The organism is Salinibacterium sp. 10G20-15 (assembly GCF_057365065.1).
On record NZ_CP195118.1, the window covers coordinates 1,214,835 to 1,230,950 of the forward strand.

Annotated in this window: 9 protein-coding genes; all 9 read left to right on the forward strand. The window is 61.4% G+C overall.

Annotation, left to right across the window (positions count from 1 at the left end; genetic code table 11):
- Positions 1 to 76 precede the first annotated feature (76 nt).
- Entirely contained in the window at positions 77 to 7,324 is a 7,248-nt protein-coding gene (locus ACR3YK_RS05885; protein WP_486176274.1) for an SdrD B-like domain-containing protein, read from the forward strand.
- 264 nt (positions 7,325 to 7,588) lie between these two features.
- Complete coding sequence (gene dnaK, locus ACR3YK_RS05890) at positions 7,589 to 9,457, forward strand: molecular chaperone DnaK (protein WP_486176275.1); 1,869 nt, start codon at positions 7,589 to 7,591, stop codon at positions 9,455 to 9,457.
- Entirely contained in the window at positions 9,458 to 10,114 is a 657-nt protein-coding gene (locus ACR3YK_RS05895) for a nucleotide exchange factor GrpE (protein WP_486176276.1), read from the forward strand.
- A gap of 17 nt (positions 10,115 to 10,131) precedes the next feature.
- Positions 10,132 to 11,118, forward strand: a complete 987-nt coding sequence (locus ACR3YK_RS05900; protein ID WP_486176277.1) for a DnaJ C-terminal domain-containing protein — start codon at positions 10,132 to 10,134, stop codon at positions 11,116 to 11,118.
- A gap of 5 nt (positions 11,119 to 11,123) precedes the next feature.
- Positions 11,124 to 11,558 carry a heat shock protein transcriptional repressor HspR gene (locus ACR3YK_RS05905; protein ID WP_486176278.1) on the forward strand — a complete coding sequence of 145 codons (435 nt, stop codon included), beginning with the start codon at positions 11,124 to 11,126 and terminating at the stop codon, positions 11,556 to 11,558.
- Between the two features lie 49 nt (positions 11,559 to 11,607).
- Positions 11,608 to 12,390, forward strand: coding sequence for a YqjF family protein (locus ACR3YK_RS05910; RefSeq protein WP_486176279.1), 783 nt, complete (start codon positions 11,608 to 11,610; stop codon positions 12,388 to 12,390).
- A 241-nt stretch (positions 12,391 to 12,631) separates the two neighbouring features.
- Complete coding sequence (locus ACR3YK_RS05915) at positions 12,632 to 13,477, forward strand: nitrilase-related carbon-nitrogen hydrolase (protein WP_486176280.1); 846 nt, start codon at positions 12,632 to 12,634, stop codon at positions 13,475 to 13,477.
- 73 nt (positions 13,478 to 13,550) lie between these two features.
- A complete protein-coding gene (gene hydA / locus ACR3YK_RS05920; RefSeq protein ID WP_486176281.1) occupies positions 13,551 to 15,014 on the forward strand; it encodes a dihydropyrimidinase in 1,464 nt (487 codons plus the stop codon).
- Between the two features lie 82 nt (positions 15,015 to 15,096).
- The gene (locus ACR3YK_RS05925) at positions 15,097 to 16,113 is read left to right on the forward strand and encodes a TIGR03842 family LLM class F420-dependent oxidoreductase (RefSeq protein ID WP_486176282.1); all 1,017 of its coding nucleotides are present in this window, start codon (positions 15,097 to 15,099) and stop codon (positions 16,111 to 16,113) included.
- The last annotated feature ends 3 nt before the right edge of the window (positions 16,114 to 16,116 follow it).

Here is a 16,116-nt window from a genome sequence, read left to right on the forward strand (position 1 = left end):
CGACAACACCCAAATTATCTACGGCCTACACCCGAATCTAGGTAGGCCCTAGGTCAATCTTTAAGGCTCTTACCCCGTGAAGTTTTTGCTGCGCTCTTTGCTCATTGCTGCCCTCTTGGCCGCTGGAATTACGGTTCCCGCCACGGTCGCTACCGCCGCCGGTACGCCGGATGTCGAACTCACTCGACAGGTGAGCGCCTCGACGCTCTACGGCAGCGACGTTTCGGTGACGCTCTCCGCGCAGCAGACCTCGGGAAGCAACGCCTATAACTTGACCTTCACCGATGTGTTGCCTGCGGGGGCAACCCTCGAAGACTCCACCTACCCGGTGAGTGAAACCATCGCGCTGGCGGGCGGCGCGACCAAGCTCATCTGGAACAACGTGGCAGACCTCTCGTCGGGAGTCGTCGTGCCACTGACCTACTCGTTCTCCTACAACACAACCACCTACGACGTCGGCGATAGCTTCACGAGCGAAGCCGAGGCGTTCGTCAACTCGAACCCTCGCGTACTCGTCAAGTTCAACCCGACCACGGGCAACGTCATCACGAGCAGCCGCACGGGTTGGGATGCCGCGGAGTCGACGACTCTTCTCGTTCCCTTCGTTCTCGACAAGGCAGAGCCCAGCACTGAGGCTGAGCTGCAGCGTGGTGTGCACGACAACAAGACCGTTTACACGCTGACGATCACGAACAACAGTGTCAACGACTCCACCAACTTCTCCATCACTGACTACTTGCCTGCTGGCCTCGAGTTCCTCGGCTGCAGCAACCAGGACAATAGCGCTGCAGCAACCGAGGAGTACCCGGGTTCGGGCCGCATCGATGACACCCCGCTTCCCGCGACCGTGGACTGCGCCGGATTCGTCCCGACCTCCGAAACTGTCACGGTTGACCCTGACGGCAGCGGCCCACTGCCCAACGACGTGTACACCAAGGTTGACTGGACGTCGCTCGGCACGATCGCTGCCGGTGCCACGCTCACGATCAAGTACGCCGCCGCTATCCCGCTGCGCGAGAACGTTGACATCGACGGCGAAGCCACCGCAAACCTCGACAACAACACCGGCGACCTCACCGAAGACGAGCAGTCGCTCACCAACTACGCGGTTGCGACCGGCACGTACGGCGGCACCGTCTACACGGATGACGCCTCGGCGACGATCACCGCTGAAGACGTTGCTATCCAGAAGAGTGCTGACGAGACATCCATCTCTCAGGGCGCGACGACCGTGTGGACGCTCTCGTTCCAGTCGTCTGAATACGCTCTGTCAACGAGCATCATCACCGTGACAGACACGATTCCGGATGGCCTCGACTACGTCTCGAGCTCGCTCGCCCCGGAGTCTGTCGTTACGAACACGGATGGCACGATCACCGTCACGTGGGATGCCGACGCATTCGCCGCAGCATCCGACTCGGGCGAGATTACTGTGACGACCCAGACGCGCGAAAACTACCGCAATGGCGGCGGTCCGGTCAGCTCGAACGACTCGTGGACCAACAGCGTCGACCTCAGCGCCACCGCGACAATTATCACCGCGAACGACGGAAGCACTTCTGAGCTGCCCGTTGTTGATGACTCGAGCGCCGGCCAAACTGCCCGCGGCATTGAGATCGACAAGAAGGTCGCCGCGCCCGCCTCGATCGCGACCACTTGTGCCGACGCGACTGGCCTGAGCTTCAGTGACACCGTCACGGGCCCCTTCCACCCCGGCGACCGCGTTTGCTACGAACTGACCGTGACCTTCCCGGGCAGCCTCGACACTCTCGACAACCAGGTCAATGACTTCCTGCCCGCAGGTTTCACGTATGAAAGCTTCGAATACACCGCGGCCAGCACGGTTACTGACACCGATGGTGTCACGTTCGCCAACATCGCTGGCGACCCGCTCCTCACCTGGAACATCGGCGACGTGGATGCGGCAACAGTCTTCCAAGTTCTCGTCACGGCCAAGATCACTGATCCGGCCGCGATCACCGACGGTGACATCACCGCCAACATCATGAAGATGACGTACGAGAACACGGCAGGAAATGTGTTCCAGCTGCGGGACCAGGCCGACACTCTTGTGGAGAAGCCGATCGTCACGCTCAGCAAGGGCATCACGCACCTCAACACGAGCCCGGTTTCGGGCGCCCCGGTCGATGAGCTCACGGTTCAGGCTACCGACCGCGTGACGTACGCGGTAGTGGTCAGCAACTCGGGTAGCCAAGAAGCATTGAACGTTTCCGTGCGCGACGTGTTGCCTTCACTGATTGAGTGCGCGGATGACGTATCCAACATAAGCAACTCTGGCGTCTGTGCTTCGGGTGCCATCAATTGGACCATCGCCTCGATTGCTCCCGGGGGCAGTGCCACGGTCACCTATGACGTCGTGACTCCCTCTGACTCTTCCGCCGGCGACGTGTTCCTCAACACCGCGGGCGTGCGCAATTACGAGGGTGAAACCAACACGGGCACCCCGCAGGTTTACGTGCCCGTCAATAACATCGATCCTGCGCTCGAGAATGCTGCCAATAGCGTCGAGGCGAAGGACGCGGCCCGCACGAGCCTGCGTCTGCCCGTTGTGGTCAAGTCGACGACGACATCTGTTTCCGAGTCCGGCAACAACGCGGGAACTCAAGCGACAATCGGTGAGGTCATCACCTACACCGTGACGACCACGATCCCCCAGGGGTCGACCGTCTATGTCAACCCGACGGTCACCGACACCGTCAATAGTCGACTCGCGATCGTGGGTACCCCTACCTTCACTATCAACGGTGGCAGCGCTCAGAACGCTAGTGTGTCTGGCCAAACCGTTACGGCACGACTGGGGGAGAACTACGTCAACCCCGCCAACAGCGGCGACGATGATGTGGTTCTGACGATTAATGCTCGAGTGCTTGACGTGGCTGGCCCCGTGCGCGGCAACACCATTAACAACAGCGCTACCTTCACGTGGCAGTCCGCCAACGCGGCCTCGGGAACTCCGCGATCGGTAGCGAGCAACACGGTCTCGAATCGAATTGTCGAGCCCGACATCAACATCACCAAGAAGAGCAATGCTGTTGACGGTCAGGTCGAAGCCGGCCAGATCGTGACGTACACGCTCGAGTTGCGCAACAGTAACGCGGCTAACGTTTCGACGGCGTACGACACCACGGTCGTCGACCATGTTCCGAACACGGTTCAGCCGGTTGATGCCAGTAATGTGCCCGTCACGACTGACCAGACTCTGCCCGGTGGTGGGATCTGGGACGAGAGCGAGCGCACGATCACCTTCACTGTTGCATCAATCTTGCGCGGACAGGGCCCCGACCTGAGCTACAACGTTCGTGTCGTCGACCCGCTCTTGAGCGGTGCGACGATCGTGAACACTGTCGACGCGATTACGTCGTCGATTCGGGGCGGCAATCCGAACGAGCGCACAGCGCTCTCGCCGCTCGGAACCGAAGCTAACGGCTACCAGGCCAACGACGACCTCACGCTGCGCGCCCCCGAGTTGGGCGTCAGCAAGTCGGCGTCGCCCGGCACCCGCACGATCGGTGAAGTCATCACCTACACCGTTGACGTAACCATCCCGAAGGATGTCGTTGCCTACGACGCCACGATCATCGACACGATGCCCACCAACGTGCGCTTCGGCCAGTTCCTCGACTCGACCTGCGACCAGGCCGGTACTCCCTGTGCGGAGTCCGCTGTACTGATCGGATCACCAACCGTGACCGACCGCACCGTCGGCTACTTCATCGGCGACATCGACCCGGCTGCGGCCGAAGCGCGTACCGTCACAATCACCTACACCGGCATCGTGACGACCGCTGCGGCATCCGGAAACACGGTGACCAACACGGTTCGCCCGTACTGGAACAACACCGACACCATCACGGGAACCCCGACGACCGTTCCGGCGCCCGGCGACTTCGACAAGGTGGGCACGCCGTCGACCGCCAACGTTTCGATCATTGAGCCGCGGCTCACGATCGATAAGGACGTTGCGGGTCAGGTCGGCGACAGCGACACCCGTCGTGCTAAGCCCGGGGACGAACTCGAGTACACAATTGTGGTGCGCAACACGGGTAACGCGCCTGCGTACGATGTGACGGTTACCGACACCCCTGACCCTCGAGTCACGGACTACACCTCTGCCGGTGTTGTGGGAGTAACCCCGACCGACATCGACCCCTCTGACGGAACACTCGGCTGGACCATTGCTGGCCCGATTGCCGCTGGTGCGTCTGTCACGATCACGTACACGGTAACGATGCCCATCGTTGACGAAGAGAGTGAGATCGTCGCGGCGCAGGAAGTTATCAACACCGCCGATATTCCTCACTACTTCGGTGTCGCCCCCGGCGATCAGGTTTCCGGCATCGACTACAAGGACTACGACAACGTGACTCCGGATGTCGTCAGCGTCGAGCTCGACCTTGCGTCGATCGGTGACTACATCTGGTTCGACGTCAACAACGACGGTGTGCAGGATGCTGGCGAGCCCGCTCTCGAGGGAGTTGGCGTCACGGTTCTCTACGCGGGAGCAGACGGAGTCTTCGGTAACGCCGACGACGAAACCTTCACTCGCACGACTGACAGCAATGGCGAGTACCTCGTCAACCAGTTGCCCGGTGGCACGTACCGTGTGACCGTGGACGCATCCACGCTCCCCGCCGGTATGGCGCCGAGCTATGACCTCGATGGCACCACCGCTACGCCTAACGGCATCTGGCAGGGCACCCTCGCCGAGAATGACAAGAAGCGCGACGTCGACTTCGGTTACACGGGAACCGGCTCGATCGGTGACTTCATCTGGTTCGACCAGAACAAGGACGGCGTTCAAGACAGCAACGAACCCGGTCTGCCCGGTGCGACCGTCACGGTAGTCTTCGGTGGCCTCGATGGCGACCTCGCGACGACCGCTGACAACATCACGTACACAACGTCGACGGATGCCGCTGGCGCGTACACGGTTGGCCTGCTTCCTGCTGGCCCGTACACCGTCTCAGTGAGCGACCTGCCCGCAGGCTACGACGTTGTCTCCGACCCCAATGGCGGAACGAGTGCGACCTCCACGACGTCATTGACGGCCGGCCAGAACCGTGTCGACCAAGACTTCGGCTACGCGGGCACCGCATCCATTGGTGACTACGTGTGGATCGACCGCAACGGCGATGGCGTTCAAGACGCCGACGAGCCCGGAATCTTCGGCGCAGACGTTGAGCTGACCTGGTTCGGCGAAGACGGCGTATTGGGCGGCGGTGACGACGGAGTTTTCACTACCACCACCGACGGCGACGGGCTCTACAGCTTCCCGAACCTGCTCCCGGGCAACTTCTCGGTCGCGGTGACCGGCGGTCTGCCCGCTGGCGCAACGAACAGCTACGACCGCGACGGCGACAACGACTCCGAAGCTCCCGTATCGCTCTCCGTCGGTCAGGCAGTTACCGACGTTGACTTCGGTTACGACGTGACCTCCGTTATCGGAGACCGCGTCTGGTGGGACCGCAACAAGGACGGCGTGCAAGACGCCGACGAGCCCGGATTGGCGGGCGTGGGCATCCGCGTCACCTACCTCGGAACCGATGGTGTTGAGGGCGGCGCTGGCGCTGCGGGCGATGTGGTCTTTACGGCGACCACCGGCCCCAACGGAAACTGGACCGTCACTGACATTCCTGACGGCAATTACATCGTCGAGGTTGTCAGCGGTGTCCCGGCTGGCTTCAGCCCGACCTTTGACAACGACAGTGGAACAACGTCGCCCGACGAAGAGTCTGCGGTCACGTTGGTCGGCTCTGACCTCATGCAGGACTTCGGCTACGCAGGAGACTCGAGCATCGCCGACACGGTGTGGCTCGACCTCAACAAGGATGGTGTTCAGGATGCGGGCGAGCCCGGTCTGTCCGGCGCCGAGGTCACTCTGGTCTGGTTCGGTCCGGATGGCGTAGCGGGTGGCGGCGATGACGTCACGTTCGTGGAAACCACGGACTCCAACGGTGAGTACCTCTTCGAGGGTCTGCCCGAGGGCAACTACACCGCCACAGTTGACACGACGACGCTGCCTGCTGGTGTGACGCCGACGTTCGATGCGGATGCTGGTCCCAACCAGCCGACGGCTGAGACTCGGGCATCCGGTGTTGGCCCTAACTCCACGACCGCCATCGCGCTGCCGGCAGCGACCGACCTCGACAACATCGACTTCGGTTACGTGGGCACGGGGAAGATTGGCGACACTGTCTGGCTCGACCAGAACGGTGACGGAATCGTTGACCCGACCGAGTCCGGCATCGCCGAGGTAGGGGTGACGCTGACCTGGGCGGGCCTCGATGGCATCCTGGGCAACACCGACGACGTTGAATCGAGTACGAAGACGGATGCGAACGGCAACTACCTCTTCGAGGACCTGCCGTCAGGGCTCTTCACTGTCGAACTGTCGGGACTGCCCGCGGGGCTGACCTCGACGGCTGACCCCGACGGTGGGGCTGATGACCAGTCCGAGCTTTCGCTCGCTGGCGCTGAAGAGAACCTCGATCAGGACTTCGGTTACCGTGGTGATGCGGGAGTCGGCGACCTGCTGTGGCTCGATGTCGACAACGACGGAGTGCAGGGCACGAACGAGCCTGGTCTTCCCGGCATCGAGATGATCGTCACGAGCCCCGGTGCTGACGGAGTGTTTGGTACCGAGGACGACATCGTTGTCACGACCACCACGGATGAGAACGGTAACTACCTCGCTGAGGGGCTTCCCGCTGGCGAAGTGAAGGTCTCGTATGACCCCACAACGCTGACCGAAGGTTATGTTCCGAGCTCAGACCTCGATGGCGACGTGCTTTCTGAGACGACGGCAACGCTCGTCTCGGGGGAGACGCTCCTCGATGTTGACTTTGTAGTGATCGGTAGTGCAACGCTCAACGGTGTTGTGTTCGACGACCCGAACGGTAACGGTGTTCGCGACAGCGGCGACCGCGGCATCCCCAACGCTGAGTTGGATGTCGTGTGGGACGGCCCGAACGGCCCCGTCACCGTGCGCGTCACCACCGACGAGAACGGCGCGTGGGAACTCACGAACCTGCCGGCGGGAACGTACACCGCGAGGGTTGATCTCGCGACGGTTGATGCCGAGTACCGCCCATCAACGGGTACTGCTTCCACGGTTGAGTTGCCCGCCTTCGGCGAGCGCTCGGTCATTCAGGGGCTAACGACGCTGATGCTTGCCTTTACCGGCTCGAACATCGCGCTCGGGGGCCTGCTCGCTGGACTGCTCTTGTTGAGTGGACTGTTGCTCCTCCTGCCTGCACGTCGGGTACGTGGCGGGGGCAAGCGCGTCCTGGCGCTCACCGAGTAGCCGCAGCGAGCGAGAGGCGCGACGAGCGCGCTGGGCGTCGGGCCCAGCCTGCTCGTCGCGCCTTACTTCGTTAAGGGCATGAGCTCATGGCGTGAGTCCCGCTGATGCCGTGGATTCCACGCAGCGGCGGGGCTCTCGCTGTAACCTTGAGTCTCTCCCACTCAACTTTCAGCTACCCGGCTTGACTCTCGTGGCGGCGAGGCGCAAACTTGATACATCGCGACTCAAGTTCGCAATCCCAAACGCTTAAAGGAGTAAGAGCACATGGCTCGAGCAGTAGGTATTGACCTCGGAACAACGAACTCCGTAGTTTCCGTTCTCGAAGGTGGAGAACCCACCGTCATCGCAAACGCCGAAGGAATGCGCACCACGCCATCCGTCGTCGCATTCACCAAGGATGGCGAAGTCCTCGTTGGTGAAACCGCCAAGCGTCAGGCCGTCACCAACGTTGATCGCACCATTGCTTCCGTCAAGCGCCACATCGGCACTGACTGGACCGTGAAGATCGACGACAAGAAGTACACCCCGCAGGAAATCTCTGCTCGTACGCTCGCCAAGCTCAAGCGCGACGCCGAGCAGTACCTGGGCGAAGACGTTACCGACGCGGTCATCACCGTTCCCGCTTACTTCAACGACGCGGAGCGTCAGGCCACGAAGGAAGCCGGTGAGATCGCGGGCCTCAACGTTCTGCGCATCATCAACGAGCCCACCGCTGCTGCACTCGCGTACGGCCTCGACAAGGGCAAGGAAGACGAGCTCATTCTGGTCTTCGACCTCGGTGGCGGAACCTTCGACGTTTCGCTGCTCGAAGTAGGTAAGGACGACGACTTCTCGACCATTCAGGTCAAGTCGACGTCAGGTGACAACCGCCTGGGTGGAGACGACTGGGACGGCCGCGTCGTTGACTACCTGATCCAGCGCTTCAAGGACTCGACCGGCGTCGACGTTTCTGGCGACAAGATCGCTAAGCAGCGCCTTAAGGAAGCTGCCGAGCAGGCAAAGAAAGAGCTCTCGTCGCAGACCTCGACGAGCATCCAGCTCCCGTACCTCTCGCTCACCGAGAACGGTCCAGCCAACCTCGACGAGACGCTCTCGCGCGCCAAGTTCGAAGAGCTGACCGCCGACCTGCTTGAGCGCGTTCAGAAGCCCTTCAACGACGTCATCAAGGAAGCCGGCGTGAAGCTTTCTGACGTATCGCACGTTGTTCTCGTTGGTGGATCGACTCGTATGCCCGCCGTTGTTGAGCTCGTCAAGAAGCTCACGGGTGGCAAGGAGCCCAACAAGGGCGTCAACCCCGACGAGGTTGTCGCTGTCGGTGCTGCACTACAGGCCGGTGTCTTGAAGGGGGAGCGCAAGGACGTTCTCCTCATCGACGTCACGCCGCTGAGCCTCGGTATCGAGACCAAGGGCGGAATGATGACCAAGCTCATCGACCGCAACACGGCTATCCCCACCAAGCGCAGCGAGACCTTCACCACGGCGGATGACAACCAGCCTTCCGTGTCGATTCAGGTCTTCCAGGGTGAGCGTGAGTTCACTCGCGACAACAAGAACCTCGGCACCTTCGAGCTCACCGGCATTGCACCGGCACCTCGCGGCATCCCGCAGGTCGAGGTCACCTTCGACATCGACGCCAACGGTATCGTGCACGTGTCCGCCAAGGACAAGGGCACCGGCAAGGAGCAGTCGATGACGATCACGGGAGGCTCAAGCCTCTCGAAGGAAGACATCGAGCGCATGGTTCGCGAGGGCGAAGAGCACGCTGCAGAAGACAAGGCACGCCGCGAGGCAGCTGAAGTTCGCAACAACGCAGAGCAGCTCGCGTACTCAACCGGAAAACTCATCACCGACAACGCTGACAAGCTGCCAGAAGACGTGAAGACCGAGGTTCAGGCCGACGTTGACGCGCTCAACACGGCACTTGCCGGCGATGATGAAGCTGAAGTGAAGACGGCTTTCGAGAAACTCACTGAAAGCCAGCAGAAGCTCGGCGAAGCAATCTACAAGCACCAGGAAGAGAACCCTGAGGCCGCTGCAGAGGGCGACGATGCACCCGCTGGCGAGAGCTCGGACGAGGACATCGTCGACGCAGAAGTTGTTGACGAAGACGAAACCGACTCGGACAAGAAGTAAATGCCTGACAAGAACCACGACCACGACGAGAACCAGGAGCCGGTGATCAACGACGCAAGTCAGAGTGATCCGGAAACCGGCGACGTCAGTGCGTCTGACTCGGCTGCCGCAGAGGAATCTGCGGCAGCCGAGGGGCAGCCCGCTGCGGAAGATGCAGTCGAGACTGACACGGACGCCGACAAGGCTCCCGACGAGCTGAGCGAAGAAGACCAACGTCTTCTTGAGGAAGCCAGCCGGGACCTCGTTGCCGACATGCGCGAGCAGATGTTGCGTGCGCAGGCCGAACTGGTGAACTTCCGTACTCGCGTAGAACGCGACCGTGTTGCTAACCGTGAAGCCGTGATCGCCGACGTTGTTCGCTCGATGCTGCCTGCCCTGGATGACCTCGACCGTGCCGACAAGCACGGAGACATTCTCGAGGGAACGCCGATCGCGCTTGTTGCGCAGAAGATCAACTCGAGCTTCGAGCGGTTCGGCTTGCGCAAGATCGGCGAAAAGGGCGAGCCCTTCGATCCCGCTTTCCACGAGGCAGTCGTTCACGTGAACGATCCGGAAGCAACCGAGAACACAATCGCTGACGTCATCGAGCCTGGCTACATTCTCGGTGAGCGCGTAGTGCGTGCCGCGAAGGTCGCCGTCTCTGGCCCCACTGAATAGGGCGGGGGTGGCGTGTAGTGGCTAGCCAAGATTGGTTCGATAAGGACTTTTACAAGGTTCTTGGGGTGTCAAAGGATGTCTCCGAAGCTGACTTGAAGAAGACCTATCGCAAACTCGCGCGCCAGTTTCACCCGGACTCCAATCCGGGGGATCCCAAAGCGGAGGCTCGTTTCAAGGAAATCAGTGAGGCCCATTCGGTGCTTGCTGACCCGGAAATGCGTCGCGAGTATGATCAGGTTCGCGCCATGGGCTCGGGCGCTCGCTTTCAGGCGGGCGGTCAAGCCGGCGGCTTCGAAGACGTCTTTGGTGGCATGTTCGGTGGCGGTGGCCAGAGTTATGGCGGCCAGCGCTACGGCGGAGGCCAGTCGAGCGCGAGCTTCGAGGACCTCCTCGGTGGCATGTTCGGCGGCCAAGCCGGCCCTGGCGGTGGTCCCGGTTTTCGGGGCGGCCCCGCGAAGGGTCGCGACCTAGCCGCGACCACGACGCTCGATTTCGCAACCGCGATTAACGGCGAGACGATCAAGCTTCAACCTGCAGGCGGCCGGCCAATGAACGTCAAGATTCCCGCGGGAGTCAGCGACGGTCAGAAGATCCGCCTCAAAGGCAAGGGCGAGCCGAGCCCGAGTGGCGGCCCGGCTGGAGATCTGGTTCTCACCGTGACGGTGCGCAAGCATCCGGTGTTCGAACGCGAAGGCAATAATCTTCGGGTTATTGTTCCCGTGACGTTCTCAGAAGCGGTGCTGGGAGCCACGATCGAGGTGCCTACTCTCGGCGGTGCTCCCGTGAAACTAAAGGTTGCACCGGGAACCCCGAGCGGGCGAGTATTGCGAGTGAAGGGTCGCGGCGTCGCGACAGCGAAAGCAACCGGAGACCTGCTTGCCGAAGTGCAAGTGGCGGTGCCTAACCGCATCCCGGAAGCTGCGTTGGCGCACCTTGAGGCCTTTGCAGAAGCGATGCCCGCAGAGAACCCGCGGGACGACCTGATTGCCCGAGCCAGGAGCTAATAGCTATGGATGAGCTAACCCCCGCGTTTGCTATCGCCGTTGCGGCGGAGCTTGCGGGAATGCATCCGCAGACGTTGCGACAATACGACCGTCTGGGTCTCGTGTCCCCCACGAGAACCAGCGGTCGGTCGCGGCGTTACTCTATGCGCGACGTGATGCAGTTGCGCGAGATCGCGGCGCTCAGCGCCGAGGGTCTCAACCTCGAAGGCATCAAGAGAATTCTTGACCTGGAAAATCAGGTCACCGAACTGACCTCTCGTGTTCGCGAACTCGAAACGGCGCTGGCCGATGAGATGCTCTCCAAGCCGGGTCGCCGCGTGTTCGCGGCGGGTCAAGCCGGCGAAGTGATCTCACTGCGCGCCGGAACGCGAGCCGAACGCACCGACCAAGTCGTGCTGTGGCGCCCCTTCCTGCGCCGCGATAACCAGCTTCCCCGCTGATGATGCGCGCGGCGTCGAACATCCACACGTCCTTGCGGCGGGTGCCCTGATGTTTCGCGAAGCGCCGCCCCTTGGTGGTCCTGCCATTCTGCGCCAACGCTGGAGCGAAGTCTCCTTTCTGCACTGGCGCGTAGACCCCGCCGTCGTCGCCCCGTTCATGCCCGAGGGGTGTCGCCCAGACACGCTCAACGGCAGCTCCTGGGTGGGGCTCATTGCGTTCCAGATGTCGCAGAGTTCGTTCTTCGGCGGGCCTCGCATCCCGTGGCTCGGCGACTTTCCCGAAGTAAATGTGCGGCTCTACTCGGTCGACGAGAAGGGCCGGCGCGGTGTCGTCTTTCTCTCGCTCGAAGCCTCGCACCTGATCCCCGTTCTCACCGCACGGGCAGCTTTTGGCTTGCCCTACCAGTGGGCTTCGATGAAGATCGGGCAGCGCGACGGGCAGGTTGCCTACAAAACGAAACGGCATGGCCGACCGGATGCGGCATCCCACATCATTGTGCGCCCGATCGATGACCCGGCGGCCAGCGTTTCCCTCGCGGCTGACGCCGAGGCAACGTTCTTGACGGCGCGGTGGGCGTTTCACGAAACTCACCGTGGACGAACGATCTACTGTCGCAACCACCACGAGCCGTGGCCCCTGCAGTCGGCCGAAGTGGTCTACCTCGACGACGGTTTACTCGCGGCAGCCGGGTTTGAGGGTCTGGCCGACCGTGCGCCTGATTCTGTTCTGTACGCGAGCGACGTGACCACGGTGTTTGCCGCCCCTCAACAACCGTTCGAGATTCGTGCGCCGCAGTCGCGGCCGGTGTGGACGTCTGCGCGCTCTTCGTAGCTTCCGCGAGCAATATGCCTAAGTTGCATAGACAATTTTGGGCAATATGGTCTCACCAGCACAAATGAGCATTGCCTCTCGCGTCAGTCGAGGCCATGATGAGTAACCACAACGTCATATAGGCACAACACGATTGAAACGATGAACCCGGAGAATGAACGCACGGGGATAGTTCCCGTTCGCGCGTCACTTTCCCGGTTTATCACCGAAGGCAATGACGCCGAATAACGCAGGAGGCACCATGACGACAGTTCGCGCAGCAATCACACAGACCACTTGGACAGGCGACAAGGAGTCGATGCTTGACAAGCACGAGCAGTTCGCTCGGGATGCCAAAGAGCAGGGTGCTCAAATCATCTGCTTTCAGGAGCTCTTCTACGGCCCGTACTTCGGGATCACTCAAGACAAGAAGTACTACCGCTACGCCGAGCCTGTTGATGGCCCGATCGTTACGCGCTTTCAGGCCCTGGCTAAAGAGCTCAACATGGTCATGATTCTGCCGATCTATGAAGAAGCGATGACGGGCGTGTATTACAACACCGCCGTCGTTGTTGACGCTGACGGCACGAACCTTGGTTCGTACCGCAAGCACCACATTCCTCACCTCGACAAGTTCTGGGAGAAGTTCTACTTCACGCCCGGCAACCTCGGCTTCCCCATGTTCAACACCGCCGTCGGCAAGGTCGGCGTTCACATCTGTTACGACCGCCACTTCCCCGAGGGATGGCGCGAACTCGGGCTCAACGGCGCCGAGATCGTCTTCAACCCGAACGCCACGAAGCCCGGCCTCTCCAATCGCCTCTGGGAGGTTGAAGGCCCCGCAGCAGCAGTGGCCAACGGCTACTTCGTACTTCAGCCCAACCGGGTCGGCCTCGAAGACAACGAGTACGGCGACGAAGCCGTTGACTTCTATGGCACCAGCCAGGTCATCGACCCCCGCGGAAACTTCGTGGGCGAACGAGGCTCAGGCACTGATGAAGAGCTCATGATTCGCGATCTCGACATGAACCTCGTGCAGGAGATGCGCGACGACTGGCAGTTCTACCGCGACCGTCGCCCTGACGCGTACCTGTCGATCCCTAAGTAAGCCCAACGTCAGCCCCAGGCTGTCTTGGTGCCCTGGGGAACAGTAGGCACTCGACATCGCAGAGGAGCGAATCATGGCCACCACTCTCATTTCTGGCGGAACAGTCGTCAGCTCAACGGGGCGCGCCCCCGCAGACGTCTTGATCGACGGCGAAGTAATCAAAGCCGTGCTTTCACCCGGCAGCACGCTGTTTGGAACGGATGTTGCGGCATCCGTCGACACCGTTATTGATGCCACGGGAAAGTACGTCATTCCCGGCGGCATCGATGCGCACACCCACATGGAGCTGCCCTTCGGTGGCACCGCGGCAATCGACACGTTCGAGACGGGCACTCGCGCTGCGGCGTGGGGCGGCACGACCGCGATCATCGACTTCGCGGTGCAGACCTTTGGCGAGCGCATCGAGGATTCTCTCGCAGCGTGGCACGGCAAGGCATCCGGCAACTGTGCGATCGACTACGGCTTTCACCAGATCGTTGGTGACGTTACGCCTGATTCGCTGAAGGCCATGGCGAAGCTACCCGACGAGGGCATCACGAGCTTCAAAATGTTCATGGCGTACCCGGGCGTTTTCTACTCGGATGACGCTCAGATTCTGAAGGCCATGCAGGTGTCCCGCGACACCGGCCTCATGACCATGATGCACGCCGAGAACGGCCCGGTCATCGATGTTCTCGCCGAGCAGCTCGTGGAGCAGGGCAAGACCGACCCGTACTATCACGGTGTCGCTCGCGCCTGGGAGATGGAAGAGGAGGCGACGCATCGCGCGATCATGCTCGCCAAGCTCACCGGTGCTCCGCTCTACATCGTTCACGTCAGTGCGAAGCAAGCGGTCGAACAGATCGCCGGCGCTCGCGACCGTGGCCAGAACGTGTTTGCTGAGACCTGCCCGCAGTACCTGTACTTGAGCCTCGAAGAACAACTGGGCGCTCAGAGCGAGCAGTACGGCCACTTCGAGGGCGCCAAGTGGGTGTGCTCGACTCCGTTGCGTTCGCGCGAAGAGGGTCATCAGGATGCCATGTGGCAGTCGCTGCGTACGAACGATGTGCAAATGGTCTCCACCGACCACTGCCCCTTCTGCATGAAAGACCAAAAAGAGTTGGGCCTCGCGGACTTCCGCAAGATCCCCAACGGCATGGGAACGGTCGAGCACCGTATGGACCTCATGTACCAAGGCGTTGTCACGGGAGAGATCACTCTCGAACGCTGGGTTGAACTAACGAGCACCACCCCCGCTCGAATGTTCGGAATCTATGGCCGTAAGGGCGTCATCCAGCCCGGTGCCGATGCCGACATCGTCGTCTACGACCCCAACGGTCACACCTCGATCGGTATGCCGGTCGACGAAAACGGCAAGCCAACGGGCAAGAAGCACCACATGAACATGGACCACGCCGCCTGGGAAGGTTTTGAGGTCGACGGTCACGTCGACACCGTCATCTCCCGTGGCAAGGTCATTGTGGACAACGATCAGTACCTCGGTTCGAAGGGTGATGGCCGCTTCATGAAGCGTGGCCTCACCCAGTACCTCACCTAAAACAGGTTCTCGTGCAGCATCCGTGTGGCTGAGGCCAGCGGATGCTGCCTTGGCCTCCCTTCCACCACGAACGAGGAGCACCATGGATTTCGGAGCAGTACTTCAAACTAACCCGCCCGCAGCACGAACCGTTCAACTAGCGAAGCTCGCAGAGGCGCACGGCTTCAACTACGTCTGGACCTTCGACTCACACATCTTGTGGCAAGAGCCCTACGTGATCTACAGCCAGATTCTGGCCGAGACGCGCAAGGTTATCGTCGGCCCGATGGTCACGAACCCGGCCACCCGCGACTGGACCGTCACGGCATCCACCTACGCCACGCTCAACGAGATGTACGGCAACCGCACGGTCTGCGGCATTGGCCGCGGCGACTCAGCGGTGCGCGTGACCAACGGCAAGCCCACCACTCTGAAGGATCTTCGCGAGTCGATTCACGTCATCCGTGAACTCGCCAACTCGCGTTCGGTCGAATACGGCGGCGCCCAGTTGCAGCTGCCGTGGAGCAAGGGCTCAGAGCTCGAAATGTGGGTTGCCGCCTATGGCCCCCTCGCCCTCAAGCTCACCGGTGAAGTCGGAGACGGCTTCATTCTGCAACTTGCCGACTTGGACATCGCTGCCTGGATGATCAAGAAGGTGCGCGACGCCGCTGAGGCTGTCGGCCGCGACCCCCTGTCGATCAAGTTCTGTGTTGCCGCTCCGATGTACATCGGTGATGACTGGGAGCACATGCGCGACCAGTGCCGCTGGTTCGGTGGAATGGTGGGAAACCACGTCGCCGACATCGTCAAGAAATACGGCACCGACGGAGACGTACCCAAGGCTCTCACCGACTACATCGAGAAGCGTGAAGGCTACGACTACAACCAGCACGGTCAGGCGGGCAACACCCACGCGGCGTTTGTTCCGGATGAGATCGTTGACCGGTTCTGCCTCATGGGCACCGCCGAGCAGCACATCGAGAAACTCGAGAAGCTACGCGAGCTGGGGGTCGACCAGTTCGCTGGCTACCTGCAGCACGACAACAAAGAGGAAACGCTGCGCGTCTACGGTGAGACCGTGATTCCGGCTCTCACCGAAACAGTGACGGCGAAGGCCTAACCC

Excerpts from the sequence above, each read along its gene's own strand:
- dnaK (WP_486176275.1), top strand. The coding sequence starts at position 7,589 with ATGGCTCGAGCAGTAGGTATTGACCTCGGAACAACGAACTCCGTAGTT.
- ACR3YK_RS05895 (WP_486176276.1), top strand. The coding sequence starts at position 9,458 with ATGCCTGACAAGAACCACGACCACGACGAGAACCAGGAGCCGGTGATC.
- ACR3YK_RS05905 (WP_486176278.1), top strand. The coding sequence starts at position 11,124 with ATGGATGAGCTAACCCCCGCGTTTGCTATCGCCGTTGCGGCGGAGCTT.
- ACR3YK_RS05910 (WP_486176279.1), top strand. The coding sequence starts at position 11,608 with ATGTTTCGCGAAGCGCCGCCCCTTGGTGGTCCTGCCATTCTGCGCCAA.
- ACR3YK_RS05915 (WP_486176280.1), top strand. The coding sequence starts at position 12,632 with ATGACGACAGTTCGCGCAGCAATCACACAGACCACTTGGACAGGCGAC.
- hydA (WP_486176281.1), top strand. The coding sequence starts at position 13,551 with ATGGCCACCACTCTCATTTCTGGCGGAACAGTCGTCAGCTCAACGGGG.
- ACR3YK_RS05925 (WP_486176282.1), top strand. The coding sequence starts at position 15,097 with ATGGATTTCGGAGCAGTACTTCAAACTAACCCGCCCGCAGCACGAACC.